The sequence below is a fragment of the Moheibacter sp. genome, from assembly GCF_049672845.1.
In the GTDB taxonomy this organism is placed as follows: Bacteria; Bacteroidota; Bacteroidia; order Flavobacteriales; family Weeksellaceae; genus Moheibacter.
The window spans coordinates 508,162-529,501 of record NZ_JBATWT010000023.1 but is presented as its reverse complement, the minus strand read 5'-3'; the positions used below and the strand labels follow the sequence as shown (position 1 = coordinate 529,501).

23 protein-coding genes are annotated in these 21,340 nt (G+C 39.0%); 13 read left to right on the top strand and 10 right to left on the bottom strand.

Going from position 1 to position 21,340, the window contains the following annotated elements; translation table 11 throughout:
• Positions 1-49: 49 nt before the first annotated feature.
• From WBF63_RS10130 to WBF63_RS10120, 3 genes are read right to left on the bottom strand one after another with little or no spacing between them, the layout of a single operon-like run.
• Positions 50-1,186, bottom strand: a complete 1,137-nt coding sequence (locus WBF63_RS10130; RefSeq protein ID WP_424369601.1) for a formimidoylglutamase — start codon at positions 1,184-1,186, stop codon at positions 50-52.
• Positions 1,186-3,654 (bottom strand): type I DNA topoisomerase, encoded by a 2,469-nt coding sequence (gene topA, locus WBF63_RS10125; protein ID WP_424369600.1) that lies wholly within the window; start codon positions 3,652-3,654, stop codon positions 1,186-1,188. The genes WBF63_RS10130 and topA overlap by 1 nt, the downstream gene beginning before the upstream one ends.
• A gap of 52 nt (positions 3,655-3,706) precedes the next feature.
• Positions 3,707-4,489, bottom strand: coding sequence for a hypothetical protein (locus WBF63_RS10120; protein WP_424369599.1), 783 nt, complete (start codon positions 4,487-4,489; stop codon positions 3,707-3,709).
• 113 nt (positions 4,490-4,602) lie between these two features.
• Between WBF63_RS10120 and miaB the strand changes: the two genes are divergently transcribed.
• The 7 genes from miaB to secG all read left to right on the top strand — a co-directional run bounded on the left by miaB (position 4,603) and on the right by secG (position 10,001).
• Positions 4,603-6,045: a tRNA (N6-isopentenyl adenosine(37)-C2)-methylthiotransferase MiaB gene (gene miaB / locus WBF63_RS10115; protein ID WP_424369598.1), complete on the top strand. Its 1,443-nt coding sequence runs from the start codon at positions 4,603-4,605 to the stop codon at positions 6,043-6,045.
• Positions 6,046-6,129: 84 nt separating this feature from the next.
• Positions 6,130-6,684 (top strand): GNAT family N-acetyltransferase, encoded by a 555-nt coding sequence (locus WBF63_RS10110; RefSeq protein ID WP_424369597.1) that lies wholly within the window; start codon positions 6,130-6,132, stop codon positions 6,682-6,684.
• Complete coding sequence (locus WBF63_RS10105) at positions 6,685-6,837, top strand: hypothetical protein (RefSeq protein WP_424369596.1); 153 nt, start codon at positions 6,685-6,687, stop codon at positions 6,835-6,837.
• Between the two features lie 72 nt (positions 6,838-6,909).
• The gene (locus WBF63_RS10100; RefSeq protein ID WP_424369595.1) at positions 6,910-8,160 is read left to right on the top strand and encodes a sigma-54 interaction domain-containing protein; all 1,251 of its coding nucleotides are present in this window, start codon (positions 6,910-6,912) and stop codon (positions 8,158-8,160) included.
• 18 nt (positions 8,161-8,178) lie between these two features.
• Positions 8,179-8,703 carry an LptE family protein gene (locus WBF63_RS10095; protein WP_424369594.1) on the top strand — a complete coding sequence of 175 codons (525 nt, stop codon included), beginning with the start codon at positions 8,179-8,181 and terminating at the stop codon, positions 8,701-8,703.
• 100 nt (positions 8,704-8,803) lie between these two features.
• A complete protein-coding gene (locus WBF63_RS10090; RefSeq protein ID WP_424369593.1) occupies positions 8,804-9,595 on the top strand; it encodes a hypothetical protein in 792 nt (263 codons plus the stop codon).
• 67 nt (positions 9,596-9,662) lie between these two features.
• Positions 9,663-10,001 carry a preprotein translocase subunit SecG gene (secG, locus tag WBF63_RS10085; RefSeq protein WP_424369592.1) on the top strand — a complete coding sequence of 113 codons (339 nt, stop codon included), beginning with the start codon at positions 9,663-9,665 and terminating at the stop codon, positions 9,999-10,001.
• Between the two features lie 51 nt (positions 10,002-10,052).
• On the opposite strand, the gene WBF63_RS10080 is transcribed toward secG, so the two are convergent.
• Positions 10,053-10,925 carry an ion transporter gene (locus tag WBF63_RS10080; RefSeq protein WP_424369591.1) on the bottom strand — a complete coding sequence of 291 codons (873 nt, stop codon included), beginning with the start codon at positions 10,923-10,925 and terminating at the stop codon, positions 10,053-10,055.
• A 36-nt stretch (positions 10,926-10,961) separates the two neighbouring features.
• On the opposite strand from WBF63_RS10080, the gene WBF63_RS10075 reads away from it, so the two are divergent.
• Positions 10,962-11,864: a TIGR01777 family oxidoreductase gene (locus tag WBF63_RS10075; protein WP_424369590.1), complete on the top strand. Its 903-nt coding sequence runs from the start codon at positions 10,962-10,964 to the stop codon at positions 11,862-11,864.
• Positions 11,865-11,902: 38 nt separating this feature from the next.
• Here the strand turns inward: WBF63_RS10075 and aqpZ are convergent, their stop codons facing one another.
• The 5 genes from aqpZ to WBF63_RS10050 are packed head-to-tail and all read right to left on the bottom strand — an operon-like array spanning position 11,903 to position 17,329.
• Positions 11,903-12,613, bottom strand: coding sequence for an aquaporin Z (aqpZ, locus tag WBF63_RS10070; protein ID WP_424369589.1), 711 nt, complete (start codon positions 12,611-12,613; stop codon positions 11,903-11,905).
• A 42-nt stretch (positions 12,614-12,655) separates the two neighbouring features.
• On the bottom strand, positions 12,656-13,594 hold the full coding sequence (locus WBF63_RS10065; protein ID WP_424369588.1) for a GYDIA family GHMP kinase: 939 nt from the start codon (positions 13,592-13,594) through the stop codon (positions 12,656-12,658).
• Positions 13,595-13,644: 50 nt separating this feature from the next.
• Positions 13,645-14,523: an ACP S-malonyltransferase gene (gene fabD, locus WBF63_RS10060; RefSeq protein WP_424369587.1), complete on the bottom strand. Its 879-nt coding sequence runs from the start codon at positions 14,521-14,523 to the stop codon at positions 13,645-13,647.
• Positions 14,524-14,560: 37 nt separating this feature from the next.
• Positions 14,561-16,480: a glycosyltransferase gene (locus tag WBF63_RS10055; protein ID WP_424369586.1), complete on the bottom strand. Its 1,920-nt coding sequence runs from the start codon at positions 16,478-16,480 to the stop codon at positions 14,561-14,563.
• Between the two features lie 33 nt (positions 16,481-16,513).
• Entirely contained in the window at positions 16,514-17,329 is an 816-nt protein-coding gene (locus WBF63_RS10050) for a 2,3,4,5-tetrahydropyridine-2,6-dicarboxylate N-succinyltransferase (RefSeq protein ID WP_424369585.1), read from the bottom strand.
• A gap of 116 nt (positions 17,330-17,445) precedes the next feature.
• Between WBF63_RS10050 and ruvX the strand changes: the two genes are divergently transcribed.
• The 4 genes from ruvX to mazG all read left to right on the top strand — a co-directional run bounded on the left by ruvX (position 17,446) and on the right by mazG (position 19,880).
• Positions 17,446-17,859 (top strand): Holliday junction resolvase RuvX, encoded by a 414-nt coding sequence (gene ruvX, locus WBF63_RS10045; protein WP_424369584.1) that lies wholly within the window; start codon positions 17,446-17,448, stop codon positions 17,857-17,859.
• A 135-nt stretch (positions 17,860-17,994) separates the two neighbouring features.
• Positions 17,995-18,567 (top strand): peptide deformylase, encoded by a 573-nt coding sequence (gene def, locus WBF63_RS10040; RefSeq protein WP_424369583.1) that lies wholly within the window; start codon positions 17,995-17,997, stop codon positions 18,565-18,567.
• A 22-nt stretch (positions 18,568-18,589) separates the two neighbouring features.
• Positions 18,590-19,057: a DUF5606 domain-containing protein gene (locus tag WBF63_RS10035; protein WP_424369582.1), complete on the top strand. Its 468-nt coding sequence runs from the start codon at positions 18,590-18,592 to the stop codon at positions 19,055-19,057.
• A gap of 58 nt (positions 19,058-19,115) precedes the next feature.
• Entirely contained in the window at positions 19,116-19,880 is a 765-nt protein-coding gene (gene mazG / locus WBF63_RS10030) for a nucleoside triphosphate pyrophosphohydrolase (protein WP_424369581.1), read from the top strand.
• 4 nt (positions 19,881-19,884) lie between these two features.
• Here mazG and WBF63_RS10025 read toward each other — a convergent pair whose 3' ends face one another.
• Positions 19,885-20,205 (bottom strand): hypothetical protein, encoded by a 321-nt coding sequence (locus WBF63_RS10025; protein ID WP_424369580.1) that lies wholly within the window; start codon positions 20,203-20,205, stop codon positions 19,885-19,887.
• Between the two features lie 368 nt (positions 20,206-20,573).
• On the opposite strand from WBF63_RS10025, the gene WBF63_RS10020 reads away from it, so the two are divergent.
• Positions 20,574-21,281 carry a hypothetical protein gene (locus WBF63_RS10020; RefSeq protein WP_424369579.1) on the top strand — a complete coding sequence of 236 codons (708 nt, stop codon included), beginning with the start codon at positions 20,574-20,576 and terminating at the stop codon, positions 21,279-21,281.
• Positions 21,282-21,340 lie beyond the last annotated feature (59 nt).

Genomic DNA, 21,340 nt, shown 5'->3' with positions numbered 1-21,340 from the left:
TATTTAAATCGGCAATTAGCTAAACGAACAAAAAATTATTTTATTGCTTTCAATACAATTTTTTGTACGATTTCCACCATCTCTCCGGAATTTGCCCTTTTAGCGATTCTTCATAATCTTTAGCCGAACACGGAATCACTTGTTTATTCAGCGGATCTGAATCATTCAGCTCACCTAATTCCATCCACCATTGTTCATTTTTTAAGTCCTTGTAAAAAATTAAATCCTGTTCAGGAATCTGTACGAAATAGGTTTCGTAAGCATCTTCTTTTTCAAAATTTAATATTTCCCGGGCATGGTTTTTTCCTTCTATAAAATACCAAAGAATCTCCGCCAACAGTAATTCGTCAGACGGTATATTTATCGCTTTGAAATTATAAACGCCAAAAGACTGTACTTTATTGTTTATACCCGAATATCTTGCAAGCGTACATATTTCTCTGGAATTAAATCCATTGGGTGATAAGTCGGTGACAGAACGAAAATCAGACGATTGTACCGCTTCCAGATTCAAAGCAACCAAATCAGAATTTCTTAATTCAGGCTCTGATTCACTTAGATTTTCCGTTAATTTCCCCAATCTTTTGACATCAAAATTCAAATGCTCCATCAAATCTAATTCTTCCTGCGCCACAAAATAGGTCTGATGTCCCAAATGTGTATATTCAAAAAGCGAATGGGGTTCGTCTGTGATAATTTTACTTAAATAATTATTTGAATTTAATTCTTCTGAATCAACTCCCAACCGGAATCGGTTGTCAATACACGTCAGATTGATGGTGTGTTTGATCGAATCAAATGCTCTGAATTGCCAATAAATCAGATTGGAACTTCCACCCAGAATTACCAGAACAGCTTTCTTTTTAAGCAATTCTTCCTGAATTTTCAGAAAGGCAAAATAAGTATCTTCTCTTGTGGCACCGGCATGCAAATCGCCCAAATCATAAACGGGCAAATGCCAGTTTCCTTTTTTCAGTTGGTACAATTGTTTGCGCAGTCCGTCAAACTCAAGCTCCGGATTGAAACTTTCCGTTCCGCCTCTGGTTTCACGCACTCCCAAAATTACGATGGACTTTTCTTCTGGCTCTCCGTCAAACTGAAGTCCATTACCTATGCTGAAACTGTCAAGCTGCATCGCAAATTCCCGTAAGTCTTCCGAAACAGGCGTAAGAAATTCGTTTACCATTATTTTTTCTTTCCGGGTTTTTTAGAATCAATTATTTTCTGCACATCTTCCAATTTCAGCTTTGTAACATCTACGTCTTTGGCCAGTTCTATTTTGGTTTTACCTTTGATGATGTTGTGTCTTCCCCAACGTGCCTTTTCAATTCTGATGCCTTCCTTCTCCCAATTCTGAACCACCTTTTCGGCTTCTTTTTTCAGTTTATCTTCAATTAATTCTTCCACATCTGACTGAGAAAGATTATCGAAATCGTATTTTTTATTCACATTGATAAACAAATCATTCCATTTGATAAACGGTCCGAATCGTCCTTTTCCTTTTGAAACATCAAGCCCTTTGTAAATCGCAATGGGTGCATCTGCTTTGAGTTTTTGTTCAATCAACTCCACGGCTCTTTCCAGCGAAACTTCCATCAGATCCTCACCTTTCGGAATCGACACAAACATTTCTTTGTATTTTACGTATGGCCCAAAACGACCGACATTTACCTCAACGGCTTCGCCTTTGTATTCGCCTAAATTTTTAGGCAGATCAAACAAAGTCAATGCTTCATCAAGCGTAATACTATGAATGGACTGGGTGTTTAATAAACTCGCAAATTTTGGTTTTTCTTCATCATCCACTTCCCCAATCTGAATCATCGGGCCGAATCTTCCAATTTTGGCAAAAACAGGCTTCCCTGATTTCGGATCTTTCCCCAATTCTCTTTCTCCGGTTGCACGCTCAGCGGTTTCTTCCACTTTTTCTACATTCGAATGGAATTTATTGTAAAATCCGTCAATCATAGAAGTCCATTTCTCTTTTCCTTCCGCAATATCGTCAAAACTTTCTTCCACTTTTGCCGTGAAATCATAATCGAGAATGGTTTTGAAATAATCGACCAAAAAGTCGTTTACCACAATTCCTATATCAGTCGGAATCAACTTTCTGCGGTCAGCGCCAAAAGTCTCGGTTTCTTCTTTTTCGGTAATTTTTCCCGATTTTAATTTTAAAGTCTGCAATTTTCTTTTTTCTCCGTCCAGACTTCCCACAATCACATATTCACGGTTCTGAATCGTAGAAATCGTAGGCGCATATGTAGAAGGTCGTCCGATTCCCAATTCTTCCAGCTTTTTCACAAGCGAAGCTTCTGTGTAGCGCGGTGGCGATTTGGTAAATTTCTGGGTTCCAAAAATTTCTTCGGCCGATAGTTTTTCTCCTATTGAAACATCGGGCAAAATGGGTGCTGTTGACGAATCCTCAGCTTCTTCGTCCATTACCGAATCCTGATAAACCCTCAAAAATCCGTCAAAAACGATGATTTCTCCTTTTGCCTGAAAAATTTCTTTATTCTTGGAATTGTCTATATCAATGATGGTTCGTTCCAAATCGGCATTGGCCATCTGACTGGCAATGGCTCTTTTCCAGATCAGTTCATACAATCTTCGCTGACCATCGTCTCCTCCGGCCGACTTCACATCAAAACTAGTCGGACGAATCGCTTCGTGCGCTTCTTGTGCCGATTTATTTTTATTGGTATAATTTTTTGGCGAACTGTATTTCGCTCCGAATTCTGATTTAATCGCCGATTCCGCAGCCTGAATTGCTTCCTGAGAAAGATTCACACTATCGGTTCTCATATAGGTAATCAATCCCGATTCATACAATTGCTGGGCAACACGCATAGTTCTGGAAACCGGAAAACCAAGTTTCAAGGATGCTTCTTGTTGCAAAGTTGAAGTGGTGAAAGGTGCCGAAGGCGAACGTTTCGCTGGTTTTTTCTGTAAATCTTTTACTTTGAAATCCGCATCGGCACAGGATTCGATAAAAGCTCTGGCTTCTTCAAAAGTTTTGAATTCCTTTGTCAGAACAGCTTTCAGGCCTTTATTTTTTTGCGTAAGAAATTGCGCAGTAAATTTAAAAGATGAAACCGGAACGAAATTCTGAATTTCCTTTTCGCGTTCCACAATCAACCTAACTGCGACCGACTGAACGCGTCCTGCCGACAATCCCGGTTTGATTTTCTTCCACAAAATCGGGGAAACTTCAAATCCTACCAGACGATCCAAAACCCGTCTTGCCTGTTGGGCATCCACTAAATTCTCATCGATTTTACGTGGATTCTCAACTGCTTTCTGTATGGCTTTCTTTGTAATTTCGTTGAAGACAATCCGATGTGTATTTTTCTTTTCTAAATCCAGTACATTGTATAAATGCCAGGAAATGGCTTCTCCCTCGCGGTCCTCATCGGATGCCAACCATACGGTTTCTGCCTTTTTAGTAAGTTCTTTTAATTTTTTGACCACTTCCTTTTTGTCGGCTGAAACTTCATAAACGGGTTTGAAATTATTATCGATTTCAATCCCCATTCCTTTTTTGGGCAAATCCACGATGTGACCGAAGCTGGATTCGACCATAAAATCATCTCCTAAATACTTCTGAATGGTTTTTGCTTTGGCAGGGGACTCGACTATGACAAGGTTTTTGGGCATCTCTAAATTTTTCGCAAAAATAGAAACAAATTTCCGAAGCCACCAAAAACACTTAGGAATGACCTATTTCATCAATCTTTTCGTCATTGAATCCAACCATGTGTTTATAAAGCATATAAACCGTTACCAGAACGAGCGGATACGTAACAATTCGTCCGACAAAACAAATTAAATATCCTGCTACACCTATTAACGAAGCCACAAAAAGAATCTGAAAAACCGTAAACCAATTTTTATTGACCAACTTGATACTGGTTGTAAATGCCTGAATTCCGCTGGCGTTTGTAAACATCACAATCGGGCAGGCAATTACCGCCGCAACCCAGATATAAATTCCGGGCAGAAGGAAAAGCATCGTGGCAATTTTGGAAATAAAGAAATAAATAACGGCCAAAACCATCAGTCTTCCCCAATATTGCGGTCTGAATCCTTCAAACAAAGTTCCCATATTGAAAGCTCCGTTTTTATCCATTTCGCGACAAACCAACATAAAACCCCCGGCCAAAGGAAAAGCAAGTAACATGATGAATTCGGTCCCCAATCGGGTAACTAATAAAGTATTCAAGTGTTCCATATAAAAATCCTGAAATTCGTATAATAAAACATTGGGGTCTTGAATTCCTTGAATATCCATCATAAATTCATTGGTTACATTTCTAAATCCGGTGATGCTTTCCAACAGAAAACTTACAAAAAAAGAAGCGATGCTATATATGACTACTGCCAGCACGCCAACTCCAATTAATTTGGTGTACAGACTCCATGATTCGCTAAACACTCTGCTGTAACTGATTGAGTTATTTTTTTCCTGAATTGATTCTATTTCCGGATTCATTTTGATTTAATTTAATTTCAAAAGTAAGCAAAAGTTAAAAATATGCAAAGCTTAAAAAAACTGCCAGAATGTCAGTGAAAATCGTAACTTTGCAAACTATTTGATTTCTAAAAATGCATTCAGAAGTAAAAGAAATAAACGAATCCCAACAAGGCGAATCCCTTGTTTTAGAAGGAAATAAGTCCAATTCAAAGAAATTGTTTTTGGAAAGCTATGGCTGTCAGATGAATTTTTCCGACTCGGAAATCGTCGCTTCCATCCTATCTGAAAACGGCTACAATACAACTTCAAAAATGGAAGAAGCTGACCTGATTTTGGTCAATACCTGCTCCATTCGCGACAAAGCTGAACAAACCGTTCGCAAAAGACTAACGGAATTCAATGCTTTGAAAAAATCCAATCCGGCGATGAAAGTCGGGGTTTTAGGTTGTATGGCCGAACGCCTGAAATCTAAATTTCTGGAAGAAGAAAAAATCGTGGACTTGGTTGTAGGTCCCGACGCCTACCGCGACTTGCCCAATCTTCTGGAAGATGTGGAAGACGGCCGACAAGCCATCAACGTGATCCTTTCCAAAGATGAGACTTATGCCGATTTGAATCCGGTTCGTTTAGGCGGAAACGGCGTGACCGCTTTTGTAACCATTACCCGCGGATGTGACAATATGTGTACGTTTTGCGTGGTTCCATTTACCCGCGGACGGGAACGTAGTCGTGATCCCCATTCAATCGTAGAAGAATGCAAAAACCTTTGGAATGAAGGTTATAGAGAAGTAACGCTTCTCGGTCAGAATGTGGATTCTTATTTGTGGTATGGTGGCGGACTGAAAAAAGATTTCAAAAAAGCGACTGAAATACAACAGGCAACTGCCGTTGATTTTGCAGAATTGCTTTCTATGGTTGCCGAAGCCGTTCCGGGAATGCGAATCCGGTTCTCAACTTCCAATCCGCAGGATATGCACGAAAATGTGCTGCGAACCATCGCCAAATACAAAAACATTTGCAAATACATTCATTTACCGGTTCAGTCGGGAAGCACAACGGTTTTGGAGCGAATGAACCGTCAGCACACAAGAGAAGAATATCTGGAATTAATCGATAAAATCCGTGAAATCGTGCCTGAACTTGCCCTTTCACACGATATGATTGCCGGATTCTGTGGCGAAACCGAAGAAGAACATCAGGATACTTTGAGTCTAATGGAATATGTGAAATACGATTTCGGATTTATGTTCGCTTATTCTGAACGCCCCGGAACGCCGGCACACAAAAAACTCGAGGACGATGTACCAGAAGAAGTGAAGAAAAGAAGACTGACCGAAATCATCAACTTACAACAAAAACACGCAGCCGAAAGAATGCGTGCTTATGTGGGGAAAATTCACGAAGTTTTGATCGAAGGGAATAGTAAAAGAGATGAGAATTTCTGGTACGGAAGAATTTCCCAAAATGCCGTGATGGTTTTCCCAAAAACGCCCGGAACCAAAGTCGGGGATTTCGTGATGGTCAAAGCAAATGATTGTACTTCAGCGACATTGTTAGGGGAAATGGTTAATTGATTTTGTTTAAATTAATGTTTATTCAAAATTTGAATTTCATAACTCTAAAAGCTTCGACATTCGAACCTGAAACTTGAAACTATAATGAACTTAAACACAGATTTTTCAAAATTCCCGATTCTTGAGACAGCAAATTTATTGTTGCGTGAAGTCGTGGAGAAAGATGTGGAGGAAGTGTTTTTTTTAAGGTCGGACAAAGAAATTATGAAGTATATCCCGCGTCCGTTGGCGAAAACCAAAGACGAAGCTCTGGTACACATTGAAGTCCTGCGAAAGGCCAAAGAAAATGAAGAAGGGATTAATTGGGCCATTACCCAAAAAGGAAATGAGACGCTCATAGGAATCATCGGACTTTACAGAATCGAGAAAGAAAACTTCCGAAGTGAAATCGGATATATTTTACATCCCGCTTTTCAGGGAAAAGGGATTCTGGGCGAAGCTTTGCAGAAAGTTATGGAATTCGCATTTACACATTGTAATTTTCATACGCTGACAGCCGTGATTGATCCGCGAAATTCAGCTTCGGAAAGGGTTTTACAACGTGCAAATTTCACAAAGGAAGCTCATTTCAGAGAAGATTTTTATTACGATGGCGAATTTTTGGATTCCGTTCATTATTCAATTATAAATCCTAAATAAATGGAAATCATATTCGCCACAAAAGAAGAAAACAACGAAAGACGAGAAAAAGAATTCCTAGCTTTGAGCTATGCCGAACGACTGGCATATTTTTCACAATGCTGGATGAAAATGAATTCGTGGGAGAAGATCAAACCCACCCTAATGATGTAAAAGGAAATTTTATTTTAAGGTAAAAAATAACGACTTGAAACTTTGAACCTTAAACTTGAAACAAAAAATGAAATGGACAACTTAACAACGATAAAACAAAGATTTTCAATCATAGGAAATGATCCAGGACTGAATCGGGCATTGGAAAAAGCTATTCAGGTGGCACCGACCGACATTTCCGTTTTGGTAAGTGGCGAAAGCGGGGTTGGAAAAGAATTCATTCCCAAAATCATCCATTCGCAATCTGCCCGAAAACATAATAATTACATTGCTGTCAATTGTGGCGCAATCCCTGAAGGAACCATTGATTCCGAACTTTTCGGACACGAAAAAGGCGCTTTTACCGGTGCGACTACCACAAGAAAAGGATATTTTGAAGTAGCGGACAAGGGAACGATTTTCCTGGACGAAGTCGGAGAATTACCGCTGCCAACACAAGTTCGTCTCTTGCGCGTTCTGGAAAGTGGTGAATTTATGAAAGTAGGTTCATCTGAAATTCAAAAAACCGATGTCAGAATTGTGGCTGCGACCAACGTCAAAATGGAAGAAGCCATCGAAAAAGGAAAATTCAGGGAAGATTTATATTACCGTCTGAATACCGTTCAAATTGATATGCCGGCGCTTAGAAACCGTAAAAACGACATTCCGCTTTTGTTTCGCAAATTCGCATCAGACTTTGCTGCCAAATACCGTATGCCACCGTTGGAACTGACTTCTGAAGCCATTCAGTACATTGTGAATTATCCCTGGCCGGGAAACATTCGTCAGCTGAGAAATTTCGCAGAAGAAATTTCGGTGGTGGAAAAAGAAAGAACCATTTCGCTAGAAAAAGTTCAGGCTTATCTGCCTTATCAAAATTCCGTTCCGGTATTGGTAAATTCAGAGAAATCAACTGGAAACTCAGACCATTTGGAACGTGAAATTCTTTTTAAATTCCTGCTTGAAATGAAACAGGATCTCAATGATTTACGTTCGCTGACTTTGGATCTGATTCACAACAAAGAAAATATTTCCACCGGAAATCAAGATGTTTTGCAACGTGTAATCCGCGAAAACAGTAGTTCTGAAACCGATTTTTCGCAACTTAAGTTTTATCCGAAAGAAGAAGTACAGACTTCCATCATTCAGGATTACGATTACGATGAATCGGATTATGAAGAAGTAAGCGAGCAAGATGAATCGCTTTCTCTGCAGGACAAGGAGCGCGAACTGATCAAAAAGGCACTTGAAAAATACAAAGGCAAAAGACGTTCGGCAGCCGATGAACTCGGGATTTCGGAGCGCACGCTTTACCGGAAAATTAAACAATATGATTTGGAATAATTTGAATTAAATTTAATTATGGAAAATTTGAAAATGATTTCTAAACATTTAAAATTTATCGCGGTTTTGTTAGGATTTTTCATTCTGAACGGATGCTACACACTTTCCGGCTCCTCCATTTTACCCGAATGGCAAACCATCAGGATTTCGAATTTTCCGAATTATGCGCCACAATATCAAAATCCAAATCTGAGTCAGGATTTCACAAACGAATTGCAGGATATTTTTAATAATCGAACGAAACTTTCACTGACAACCGAAGAAAATGCAGATTTATTAATCGACGGAGAAATCACGGGTTATCAGCAGACATCTGTGGCGATTCAGGCCAATGAAGTAGCAGGTAAAAACCGATTGACAATGAGCGTGAGAGTTCGGTATCAGAACAATCAGGACGAATCCAAAAGTTTTGATCGCTCATTTTCAGCTTATGAAGATTTTGAATCCAACCTGACTTTGCAACAAGCAGAAGGCGCTTTGCTGGACAGTATCCTGGAACAACTGACCACTCAGATTTTCAATGCCATTGCGATGGATTGGTAAGCCTCCCCACCCCCACCAAAGGAGGGGAGTTTAATTTGGAAATCAGATTCATTTTACTATTTTCGCATAACTCAAAAACACTTAACACATAACTCAAAACGTGAATCCCAGAATCCGACATCTCATCTATCATCCGTTTGAAGTTCAGCTTTCCGACGTGGCTTTGCTGCAGGACGAAATCGAAAAATATCCGTATTTCTCTACGCTTCGCACGCTTTTGCTATTTGGATTGAAAGAATTTGACCATTCTTCTTATCAGGAAGAACTCAAAAAAACAAGTATTCATTGTCCGAGCCGCGTTGCACTCTACCATTATCTGCAACGTGAAAAACAAGAATCAACCGAAGAAATTTCATCGGAAATAATTGAGGTGGAAACAGCTCAGGAAATTGAGGTTGAAGAAAAAATTGAAATTGAAACAAACCCAACCGAACCAATTGAAATTCAGGAAGAAATAGCAACAACTACTGAAGAAGAAACTATTTCAGAAGATGCTTCGACGGGCTCTGAATCCATTTTAACGGATGTTTCCCATTCGGAACTTACTTTTTCTGAATGGCTTTCTCTGTCGAAATCTTCTACGGAAAAGAAAGAAAATCCACCGAGCGAAAAGGACATTAAATTTCAGTTGATTGAAGAATTTATTGAAAAGTCTCCCAAAATTTCTCCTGTAAATAAAAATGCGGAAGTTAGTTTACCGACTAAAAAAGCTGAAGCTTCCAACGAATATTCGGATTTGATGACCGAAACCCTGGCTCAGATTTATACCGAACAAAAAAAATACGACAAGGCAATTCGGGCGTATAAAATCCTGAGTTTGAAATACCCCGAAAAGTGTGAGTTTTTTGCTGACAAAATTTCGGAAATCGAATATTTAATGGATTCTAAATAAGTTCAGATTAAATAATTTGAATATTCTTCAAAAATTTAGTTTCTTTGCAGACTAATTTTCAAAAACAATGCAGACATTTATATTTTTAATGATTGTGATCATTGCGGTTTGTGTCATCATAACTTTGGTAGTTCTATCTCAAAACCCTAAAGGTGGTGGACTTTCTTCAACATTTGGAGGTTCTGGGGGCGGACAGATGTTCGGTGTTCAGCGTACTAACGAATTTTTGGACAAAGCAACCTGGACACTTGCGGGTATCATCGTGATTTTGATTATCACAGCCAACGTTTTGATGGATAATCCTTATGCTGTGCGACAATTAGACGTTCCGCAAGAAGTTCAGCAGTTACCGACCGCTCCAACTCCGGACGCTCCTGCTACTCCGCCAGTTGAAACCGGAAATTAATTAGAATAAATTTCAATAATTATACAATCCCTTGCATTCGCAGGGGATTTTTTATTGATGAAGCGGATAGCCGCAAGTCTTGCAGAAATTGGAACCATCCATTTGGTTTCCATCGTGACAACGCTGGCAAACTTGTGTGTTTTTTTGAGGTTCTGGGTGCTTTCTGTTTCCGCGTACAGCTTCGGCCGTCACAATTCCCGTGGGAACCGCAATCACACCATAACCGATGATCATCACGATGGATGCGAGAAATTTCCCGAAAGCCGTTACCGGCGCAATATCACCATATCCGACTGTAGTCAAAGTTACCACCGCCCAATAAATACTCGTGGGAATGCTCGTAAAACCCGATTCGGGATGACTTCCTTCCACCACATACATAATTGAACCGATTACCACCACAATCAGTGTGACAAACGAAAGAAAAACTACGATTTTGGCGCGACTGTTTCGCAATGCAATCAGAATTACATTTCCGCCTCGCATAAAATCCGTCAGTCCAAAAATCCTGAAAATCCGGAATAATCTTAGGATTCGGATGCTTGATAAATATTTCGAAGATGGATAAATAATTCCCAGATAAGTCGGAAGGATGCTCAACAAATCGATGATGCCATAAAAACTGAAGAAATAACGCCAGGGCTTTCGCACCGAATAAATTCGAAAAGCATATTCAATCGTGAATAAAATCGTAATGATCCATTCTGAAATAACCAATAAATCGTGGTAACGTTCATTAATCGAAGCTACCGATTCCATCATTACGAGTGCAACGCTCAGGAGAATTACCACCAGTAAAATGATGTTAAAAAGCTTTCCGTAAAAGGTATCAGACTCGAAGATTACTTCAAAAATCCTTTCTTTCCGATGGTTTAGTTTTGACTTTTCCATTTTGGGAAAAATCAGTTTGTCAACCCAATTCATAGTGTAACTTTGTGCTAAACGAATTTACAAATTAATATGAAATCTGTTTTAATCAGCGGCGCAACCGGACTCATCGGACAAAATTTAGTTCAAAAACTGAAATCGAAATCCTGGGAAGTCCGCACGCTGTCAAGGAAACAGAGCGAAAGTCATTTTTATTGGAACCCTGAAAATGCTGAAATCGACGAAAAAGCTTTTGAAAACCTAGACGCCATCATTCACCTCGCCGGAGCTCCGATTTCAAAAAGATGGACCCATTCCTACAAAAAAGAATTGTACAAAAGTCGTATAAATTCAGCCGAACTTTTATTTGAAACCGCCCGAAAACTCAATGCACCTATAAAAACTTTCATTACCGCTTCCGGCGTAAATTATTATGGAACCCAAACCTCTGATATTGTTTACGAAGAAACACATTCATTTACCGATGATTTTTTAGGCAGAATTTGTTTCGATTTGGAGCAAACCGCCCAAAAATTTGAAACGCTCGGAACCCGGGTTTGCGCTGTCCGAACAGCTGCCGTTTTATCGCCCGATGGCGGAATGTTGAAAGAACTGATTCCTTTGGCAAACAAATTTCTTCTTTCTCCTTTGGGCTCGGGGCAACAATTTATGCCTTGGATTCACATTGAAGATATGGTCAATATTTACATTCATTTACTTGAAAATGAAAACCTTTTCGGCGCTTTCAACGCTTCGGCAACGGAAAGGATTACCAACAAAGAATTCACTTTTGCGCTTGCTGAAAGTCTGAACAAAAAGGTTATTTTCCCGGCTGTTCCGGGATTTATATTGAAAACCGTTTTGGGCGAAATGTCCTCAATAATTCTGGAAGGAAGCCCTGTTTCCAATTCAAAAATAAAAAATTCGGGATTTGAATTTCAATTTGAGGAACTCAAACCCGCACTCGACGATTTATTGCATAAAAAAAACCGCTGAAAAATTCCAACGGTTTTTATTTTATTTTTCAATTAAAATCAGTCTTCGTCCTGATTCTTTTGCAACAAATATTTGTAAATCAAACCTCCGACGATACCACCTACAACTGGTGCCAACCAGAACAACCATAATTGGGACAAAGCCGTTCCGCCTACAAAAAGAGCTTGAGAAGTAGAACGAGCAGGATTGACCGAAGTATTGGTAATCGGAATCGAAATCAGGTGAATCAACGTCAAAGCCAAACCGATGGCGATTCCGGCAAATTTACCGTTGGCCCATTTATCGGTCGCGCCCATGATGACGATCAAAAAGAAAGCCGTCAATACCGCTTCTGCCAAAAACGCAGCCATCATACTGTAGCTCCGGTCGGCATAGCCCGGCTGGTCATAGAAATTCGTCGCAAAAGCTCCGACTCCTTCCGTCGTAAAAGCTCCGGCTCCGTTCAAAATCGCCCATAATACTGCAGCAGCCGCTGTCGCTCCCGCAACCTGCGCTACCACATACGGAAGCAATTCTTTGGCAGAAAATCTTCCGCCGGCCAATAATCCAAATGAAACAGCCGGATTAAAATGTCCGCCTGAAATATGACCCACGGCATAAGCCATCGTCAAAACCGTCAAACCAAATGCAAGAGCAACGCCCAGCAAACCGATTCCTATCTCCGGTACTCCGGCAGCAAAAACCGCGCTACCACAACCTCCAAACACCAACCAAAAGGTGCCAAAAAACTCAGCAAAATATTTTTTCATGTGTAAATTAATTTTGGGATGATATAGTAAATTTAGAAAATTTTAAGAAATTTCCAAATCTTTGTAGGCCAGAATGATGTGGTATCCTCTTGATGAAAAATAATCCAAAAAGCCTTTTCTGCCGGTAACCATAACGAAATCTCCGCCCCATGCACCCAGGCTTTTCACCGATCCTTCGTAATCTGAAAAATACAGGTCTTTTACTTTAGGTAATCCCAAATGCTCGGATAATAAAGTTTCGTGCCGGTCCATTAATTTCTCAAATTCTTCCAAAGTTTCTGCCTGAATTATCTTTTCTACCAACCCAGAAATTTCCGCTACCAGCGATTCATTTTTAGTTTTGGAAGCATAAGTTTGGGAAACACTGATTTGCGTATCCTGTTTTTGATTCAAGTAAACAAAATACAAATCATCTATAAATTTCGGTTGAAATTCTACGCTTTCAATCCTTCTTTTTCCATCTTTAATTTGATACAAAATCGGATGATTCCGACTTGCACAAGCCAAGTCATATCCGCTGGTTTTAAAAGTCAGATTATTTAATTCGAATTCATCAACACCGGAAAATTGCGCCAATAGATAAATCAAAGTCGAACTGCTGCCCAATCCCCAATCTTTGGGAAATTCCAATTGGGTTTTACAATGAATATTTTGTGTCTGGTTTAGAAAAAATGTAGGATTTAAGGTCTCAATGGCTTGTAATATTTCAAATAATCTGGAAGCCAACTTCGCATCGGAACTTTTCAAAATCGACAAAGTTTTCATTTCAAATTCTGCAGAAAACCAAAGAGATCCGTCTTCCAGAAAAGCTTCCCAAATCAATTGGGGAGAATCCACTTCTTCTCCATATTTCACTTCCAAAGTCTGACCCAATTTTGTAGGAATGGCAAAGGAAAGTCCGCCATCGAGAACGGTATATTCGCCGGCGATGTACAATTTTCCGTTGGCACGGAATTTTTTGTTTAAAGTTTCAGGTTTCAAGTTTCAGGTTACAAATTACTCAACAACTCTTCATTCAAACACTCTCCCACTCAAGAAGTAGCGGAACTCGTCACCGCATTTCCGTCTATTTTACGAATCAATCCCTGTAAAGTATTGCCCGGACCTACTTCGATAAATTCTGATGCGCCATCTTTCACCATATTTTGAACCGATTGCGTCCATTTCACAGGTGCCGTCAATTGTGCAATCAGGTTTTTCTTGATTTCCTCCGGATTGGTTACAGCCGTTGTGGTCACATTCTGATAAACCGGACAAATTGGATTTTTAAATTCCGTTTGGTGAATTGCTTCCGCCAATTCATCTTCGGCCGGTTTCATCAATGGCGAATGAAAAGCGCCACCCACCGGCAAAATCAAGGCACGTCTGGCTCCGGCTTCCTTTAATTTTTCACAAGCCAATTCCACAGCGGGGACTTCTCCCGAAATCACCAATTGCCCTGGACAATTATAATTCGCAGGAACGACGATTCCCTCAATTTCCGCACAAACTTTTTCTACGATTTCATCATCCAATCCGAGGATTGCCGCCATCGTTGAAGGTTTGATTTCGCAGGCTTTTTGCATCGCCATTGCTCTTTTATAAACCAAATTCAGACCTGATTCAAAATCCAAAGTTCCGTTGGCTACCAAAGCGGAAATTTCGCCAAGCGAATGCCCGGCCACCATATCCGGTTTAAAATTCTCCAATGTTTTGGCCAGAATAACCGAATGCAAAAAAACCGCCGGTTGGGTAACTTTGGTTTGTTTGAGTTCATCTGCCGTACCTTCAAACATGATTTTGGAGATTTCAAATCCCAATTGTTCGTCGGCTTGCCCGAAAAGTTTTCGGGCCAATTCGGAAGTATCAAAAAGGTTTTTACCCATTCCGGTAAATTGTGCGCCCTGTCCGGGAAATACGTATGCTTTCATGTGAAATAGTTCAAATTAAAAATTAAATGTAAAAAAATTATTTCGCTTTTTTCTCCTTTTCGTTTTCCCACATTTTGGAAAGAAAAAGATAACGCTTGAAAACGTGGTGTGCATGCAATTTGGAAATGATATATCCTTCCCCTCCGTCCAGAATTCCCATGCGCAAAACATAATGATGCACAAAGCGAAACCAAGGTTTCACCCAAAAATGAAAAACATTGGGTTTCAGCTTTTTAGCAAATAATTCTTTGGCTCTTAAGATGGAATATTGGGTGAGTTTCCGGTCATATTCTTCTACGGAATAATAGGAATAATGATCCAATTTATTTTGTAAAAACTTCACTTTTCCTTTGCTGTCGATGAGTTCATGAACCAACCGGCCTTCACCATAACGGTTTTTGGATTTTCTAAACAACCGAATCGCCTTATCGTTCTGCCAACCCGATCGTTTGATGTATTTTTCCATGAAATAAAAACGTCGGTACACAAAAAAAGCATCGGCTTCCGCTTTATTGATTTCGTCCATCATTTCAAAAATCAAAGCTTTGGAAATCCGTTCGTCCGCATCAAAAAATGTCACCCATTCATTTTGTGCCTGGTCTATGGCAAAGTTTTTCTGCGAAGTAAAATTGTCAAACTTTCTTGTGATAAAGGTTACTTTCGGATGTTTTTTGGCGATTTCAGCGGTTCGGTCAGTACTTTCCGAATCCACGATGACGATTTCGTCTGCATACCAGGCTTCATCCAAAAATTTCTGAATGTTCCTTTCTTCGTTATAGGTAATCAACAAAGCAGAAATTTTTGGAAGATCCTGTTTGAATTCCTCAGGTAAATCGATTTTCCCAAAATTATTCTGCAAAAATTTGTCGGTTTCCGTCCTTACATAGGGATAGTTCAATTTTTTATAGTATTTGTGGGTGTTTCTTAATAATTGTTTGACGGTAGAATTGTCCACCGATTTTTTATCCAAATCCTGAAAATGAACACTGACATGATGCAATCCATCTTCAAAACATCCCCAGTCCGCCGGGAATTTATGGGGAGAATAAATACTGAAAGTAGGGATGTCCAGCGCTTTTGACATGTTTACCGCTCCTCCTTCATTGCCCAGAAAAGCATCGCAATGATACAGAATTTTCAAAAATTCACGTACCGATTTTCCCATCACTTCCGGATAGATTTTTTCAGTCGAATCCAGTCCGGCAAGGATTTTATCGACCGTATTTTGTTGGCTCGGAATATAATTGAACAACAAATTGAAATCGTAATATTTCTGTATATGCGAAATCAATTTGATCATATACTCAATCGGCCATGATTTTTCTTCGCTACTTCCCAAAATCCCGATCATCAATGTCTTTCGGTTCAAATCTACATGAGCCGACTCCAATATGTTTTTTCCTTCTTTGATTTCATCCTCGGTCAGATAAATTTTTGGGTGGAGCGCCAACGAAATCTTTTCATCCATCAAAGGCGTCGCAAGCGAAACGCGGTTGTCAATGGCAGTGCAGGAAGTTTCGGCTGTAGGTATGGTTGTTTTCTCAACAACGTCGGTGTAAATGTGTTTGAAGAATGGTTTATCATAACTGATGCGTCTTTTCGCACGCGATTTCAAAACGATGAACCGGCTTTGGAGTTTCGCATAAGGATCCAAAACGATGTCATAATTTTCCTGCTTAATTTGGTTGGCATATTGGTTCAAAACCGAAATCTTTTTCAGTTTCTTTTCTTCGAATGAAATGATTTGATCGATGAATGGGTTGTTTTCCAAAACCGTAACCGCCGGTTTATAACAAAAGAAATGGACCTCGATTTCAGGGTTGATTTGCTTGAGATTTTCAGCAATCACAGAAGAAGTCAGCACATCGCCGATGTATTTGTTCTGCAAAATCAGCGCTTTGATTTTACCTGAACCAATTTCTGAATCCTTTAGATTATTTTTCTGAAACTCCAGCATAGATTTTCTTCTCCTAAATTTAAGCAGAATTCCTTAAACGGCAACATTATGCTCTCTCAAAGCATCATTTAAGGAGGTTTTCAAATCGGTGCTTTCCTTTCTCTTTCCGATGATCAAAGCACAAGGAACTTGGAATTCTCCTGCCGGAAATTTTTTGGTATAACTTCCCGGAATCACGACTGAACGTGGCGGAACTTCACCTTTGATTTCAATTGGATTTTCGCCTGTAACGTCGATGATTTTCGTCGAAGCAGTCAACACGACATTCGCTCCCAAAACGGCTTCCTTTCCGACTCTTACGCCTTCCACGACGATGCATCTCGAACCAATAAAAGCATTGTCTTCGATGATCACCGGAGCTGCCTGCAGGGGCTCCAAAACACCACCAATTCCAACACCACCGCTCAGGTGAACATTTTTCCCGATTTGCGCACAGCTTCCCACCGTCGCCCAAGTATCGACCATCGTTCCTTCGTCCACATAAGCACCAATGTTTACATAAGAAGGCATCATGATCACACCCTTTGAAACATAGGAACCATGACGTGCAATCGCATGTGGAACAACCCGAACGCCCTTTTCGGCATAATTTCTTTTCAATGGAATTTTATCGTGAAATTCAAAAATCCCGACTTCAAAAGTTTCCATTTGTTGAATCGGGAAATACATCACAACGGCTTTTTTCACCCATTCATTTACTTGCCAGCCATCAGAATCAGGTTCAGCTACCCGTAATTTCCCTTCGTCCAATAAATCAACAACTTCTCTTACAGCCTTTTGAGTCTTTTCATTTTTCAATAAATCCCGGTTGTCCCAAGCCGACTCTATGATTGATCTTAAGTTTTCCATAATTCTCAGTTGATTGCAAAACTACATCATTAAGTTAGAAGTTAGAAATGAGAAGTCGGAAAAATCAATTTGATTAAGATTTTAAATTATTTCAAGAAGATTTCTACATTTGTCCCATGCCCAGAATTCTCGCCATCGATTATGGAATGAAACGCACCGGAATTGCCGTTACAGACGAACTGCAAATCATTGCTACGGCTTTGGATACCATCGAAACTCCCAAATTATTTGAATTTATCGGTAAATATTTGTCCGAAAACAATGTTCAGGAAATCGTGGTCGGATTGCCGATGCGCATGCATGGCGAAGTCGGGCAACTCGAAACGGAAATCCAAAAATTCATTTCCAAATTCAAAGAAAAACATCCGACAATTCCCGTGTTTCGGCAAGACGAAAGTTTTACTTCCAAAATGGCTTCCCAAGCGATTTTTCAATCGGGAGCCAAGAAGAAAAAACGTCAGGACAAATCACTCATCGACAAAGTCAGTGCGACGATTATTCTGCAATCTTATATGGAAACCAAGTTGTAGTTGTACAATCCAGCCCTGTTAGGGTTAAATTCAGCCCGATGATAACCCTAACAAGGCTCTGAAAAAACCAAAATGTACATCATTTATTAGATGCTGTTTAAAATTCAAATTTTATCTTTGCAAAAAATTTCGAGAATGATTTTACCGATTCGCGCTTATGGCGATCCCGTTTTACGACAAAAAGCTGTGGACATTGATAAGGATTATAAAAATCTAAATCAATTAATCGAAAATATGTTTGACACCATGGCTGACGCTTATGGCGTGGGATTGGCGGCACCCCAAATCGGATTGGCTATCCGGCTTTTTATTGTGGATTTGACGCCTTTTGCCGAAGATGAGGAATACGAAGAAGTTTCGGAGGAATTGAAGACTTTCCGAAAAGTATTCATCAATGCAAAAATCATAGAGAAAAAGGGCGAGGAATGGAAATTCAATGAAGGTTGTTTGAGCATTCCTGGCGTGCGGGAAGACGTTTCCAGACCGGAAACCATCCTAATTGAATATTTTGATGAAAATTGGAAGAAACACAAAGAAGAATTTTCCGATATTCGTGCCCGCGTTATTCAGCACGAATATGATCACATCGAAGGCGTTATGTTTACGGATTATCTGACGCCGTTCAAGAAAAAATTAGTTCAGAATAAATTAAAAAATATAAGCAAAGGGAAAGTGAAAGCGGATTATAAAATGCAGTTTCCCAACTAACTTAAAAAATGTAAGATAGAATATGGATTTAACAAAAATTATCTCAATTTCGGGCAAACCGGGATTGTACAAATTGGTTTCCCAGGCAAAAGGTGGATTTATTGTTGAGGATTTGGACAAGGGAAAAAAGACTTCGATTTCCGCTCAAAATAATGTGAGTTTGCTTGAAAATGTTGCGATTTACGGGGTTTCAGAAGAATATCCTTTGAAAGATGTTTTTACCAAAATTTACGAAAAAGAAAACGGCGGTGCCTGCATCAGCCACAAAGAATCGGGTGCGAACCTGAGAAAATACATCGAGGAAGTTTTGCCGGAATATGATGAATCAAGAGTTTATGACTCGGATTTGAAAAAATTATTCCAATGGTACAACATTCTTCAAGCAAAAGGTTTGGTCACACCTGAACCGGAAACCGAAGAAGTTGCAGAAGAAGAAACTTCGGAAGAAAAGCCAAAAGCGAAAAAAACGAAGGCTAAGAAGGAAGATTAATTTTGATGGATGTTGGGTGATGGATGATGGATGTTCATGGCTTAGAATTTAATTAAAAATGAACTCACGCGAAGAACAACTTAAAGCTTTTAACCGCTTGCTTGACATCATGGATGACTTGCGTGAGAAATGTCCTTGGGACAAAAAACAAACCATGGAATCGCTTCGTTATCTGACGATTGAGGAGATGTACGAACTCTCTGACGCGATTCTGGAAAATGATAAAACGGAAATCAGGAAGGAATTGGGTGACCTTTTCCTTCACCTGATTTTTTATTCGAAAATCGCTTCCGAAACCCAAGATTTTGACGTGGCCGATGTCCTGAACGGCATCAGCGAAAAACTGATTTATCGGCATCCGCATATTTACGGCGACGTCAAAGTAACTGACGAAGAAGAAGTCAAACAAAACTGGGAAAAACTCAAACTCAAGGAAGGAAAAAAATCGGTGTTGGAAGGCGTTCCCAAATCACTTCCCGCTATGGTAAAGGCTTTCCGAATTCAGGAGAAAGTAAAAGGCGTAGGATTTGAATTTGAAAATTCAGAGGATACCTGGGCAAAAGTTCAGGAAGAAATTAACGAATTCAAGGCCGAAACCGAAGCCTCCAAACGCGAACAGGAGTTCGGTGATGTTTTATTTTCACTGATCAATTATGCGCGTTTCACCGGCATAAATCCTGAAGATGCTTTGGAACGAACCAATAAAAAATTCATTGCGCGATTTCAGAAAATTGAAGAATTGTCCAAAGAAGAAGGTAAAAACATTGCTGAACTTTCCTTGAAAGAACAGGATGAACTTTGGGAGAAAGCGAAGTTGATGTAAGAACCTATTTTGGTTTTTTGTCAGGGTTAGCTTTTGCCGGAAAGAGAGTATAAACCACAATTTCATTCTGAATAATTTCAAAAATAATTTGAAAGGGGAAACTTTTAACCAAAGCTTGACGGTAGTTTTTCGTTTGAACCTGAAAAGAAAGCGGTCTCATCGTAATTTCATTTAAAAGAACATCTGTCTCTCTGTAAAACCGCAATGCCAGATCTTCACTAATTTGTGAATAGTATTCAAATACTTCTGAAAGATTTTCCCAATATTCTTCTTTGATTTTAATGTGATACGCCATAAGTATCTTTAAATCGCTTTCTGAATTCATCTAAAGACATAGAGTTGCTCTCGCCGGAAATATGTCGGTCTCGAATTTCATCAAGGAACTTAATTTGTTCATCCGTAAGTTTAAAGTCTTCCTTTGCGGACGTAATTTCAGAGTACAATAAATTTTCAAGTTCTTTCAATTTACTCATTTGATCTGAATTAATAATTCGCATAAAATCCTCTATGAACTTATATTTTCTTGTCGTAATATCCATAACCCAATCGTTATAACAAATTTAGTGAAAAATTAATTTCTATTCGAAAATTGATAAAATCAGAATAATCTAGGTTTACGTAACTTTGCATTTATTTTCAAGCCATTATGCAATTCAAAATCCATTCGGAATTTCAACCGAGAACGTTATTATTATGAAAATTCATTGTTTAATACTTTATATTTTAATCTTCCCTATTTTATCCTATTCACAAGAACTTCTTGAAGATAATCCAAATTGGTCAAAATATTCAAAAGTGATTGAAGTCAATCCTGAGTTTAAAGATTCAAAAAGCGTATATATCTTGGAAGATGGAAAGGTAATCAAGACTCAAAACTTTATAAAAGATTCTTTAGTTTATTCTGAAACCTACATTTATGACAAGCAGAACAATGTAGAAATGATTATCAAGGATCTAAGGAAGGATACTATCAAATTATATAATCAATATCCATTCGGTGATTTATTAGAATATGATAAAGATTTTTACTACAGCTATAATAAAAACGGAAAATTAGTCTCTAAATGGAAAGAAGGATTTCTCCCTTCAATAAGCTATTCATATAATGAAACTGAACTAATAGATCAGATTGTCTCAATAGAATTGACAAGTCATGGTTTTCTACAGAGAACAACATCCTTTTTAAAATATAATAAATGTAATAATGTTATTGAGTCCAAGTCAGTAAAAGAAAAAACCCAGTCCATTTCTCAAAAAAATGAACCCGATTTAGACAATGCTAAAATCTCCCAATACGTTTATAAATACAACAACCGAGATTGTATCTGGACTAAAAAATACTTAGTTGAAAACGGCAAGAAAGAATTAATTTCTACTCGAAAATTGATAAAACCAAAATAACCTCTTAAAACTTTTCAGGTTTTTAAAACCTGTCAGGTTTGCGTAACTTTGCATTTATT

Bases quoted from the DNA above. Each gene is read 5' to 3' on its own strand.
- WBF63_RS10130 (WP_424369601.1), bottom strand. From the start codon at position 1,186: ATGGTAAACGAATTTCTTACGCCTGTTTCGGAAGACTTACGGGAATTT.
- topA (WP_424369600.1), bottom strand. From the start codon at position 3,654: ATGCCCAAAAACCTTGTCATAGTCGAGTCCCCTGCCAAAGCAAAAACC.
- WBF63_RS10120 (WP_424369599.1), bottom strand. From the start codon at position 4,489: ATGAATCCGGAAATAGAATCAATTCAGGAAAAAAATAACTCAATCAGT.
- miaB (WP_424369598.1), top strand. From the start codon at position 4,603: ATGCATTCAGAAGTAAAAGAAATAAACGAATCCCAACAAGGCGAATCC.
- WBF63_RS10110 (WP_424369597.1), top strand. From the start codon at position 6,130: ATGAACTTAAACACAGATTTTTCAAAATTCCCGATTCTTGAGACAGCA.
- WBF63_RS10105 (WP_424369596.1), top strand. From the start codon at position 6,685: ATGGAAATCATATTCGCCACAAAAGAAGAAAACAACGAAAGACGAGAA.
- WBF63_RS10100 (WP_424369595.1), top strand. From the start codon at position 6,910: ATGGACAACTTAACAACGATAAAACAAAGATTTTCAATCATAGGAAAT.
- WBF63_RS10095 (WP_424369594.1), top strand. From the start codon at position 8,179: ATGGAAAATTTGAAAATGATTTCTAAACATTTAAAATTTATCGCGGTT.
- secG (WP_424369592.1), top strand. From the start codon at position 9,663: ATGCAGACATTTATATTTTTAATGATTGTGATCATTGCGGTTTGTGTC.
- WBF63_RS10080 (WP_424369591.1), bottom strand. From the start codon at position 10,925: ATGAATTGGGTTGACAAACTGATTTTTCCCAAAATGGAAAAGTCAAAA.
- WBF63_RS10075 (WP_424369590.1), top strand. From the start codon at position 10,962: ATGAAATCTGTTTTAATCAGCGGCGCAACCGGACTCATCGGACAAAAT.
- aqpZ (WP_424369589.1), bottom strand. From the start codon at position 12,613: ATGAAAAAATATTTTGCTGAGTTTTTTGGCACCTTTTGGTTGGTGTTT.
- fabD (WP_424369587.1), bottom strand. From the start codon at position 14,523: ATGAAAGCATACGTATTTCCCGGACAGGGCGCACAATTTACCGGAATG.
- WBF63_RS10055 (WP_424369586.1), bottom strand. From the start codon at position 16,480: ATGCTGGAGTTTCAGAAAAATAATCTAAAGGATTCAGAAATTGGTTCA.
- WBF63_RS10050 (WP_424369585.1), bottom strand. From the start codon at position 17,329: ATGGAAAACTTAAGATCAATCATAGAGTCGGCTTGGGACAACCGGGAT.
- ruvX (WP_424369584.1), top strand. From the start codon at position 17,446: ATGCCCAGAATTCTCGCCATCGATTATGGAATGAAACGCACCGGAATT.
- def (WP_424369583.1), top strand. From the start codon at position 17,995: ATGATTTTACCGATTCGCGCTTATGGCGATCCCGTTTTACGACAAAAA.
- WBF63_RS10035 (WP_424369582.1), top strand. From the start codon at position 18,590: ATGGATTTAACAAAAATTATCTCAATTTCGGGCAAACCGGGATTGTAC.
- mazG (WP_424369581.1), top strand. From the start codon at position 19,116: ATGAACTCACGCGAAGAACAACTTAAAGCTTTTAACCGCTTGCTTGAC.
- WBF63_RS10025 (WP_424369580.1), bottom strand. From the start codon at position 20,205: ATGAATTCAGAAAGCGATTTAAAGATACTTATGGCGTATCACATTAAA.
- WBF63_RS10020 (WP_424369579.1), top strand. From the start codon at position 20,574: ATGAAAATTCATTGTTTAATACTTTATATTTTAATCTTCCCTATTTTA.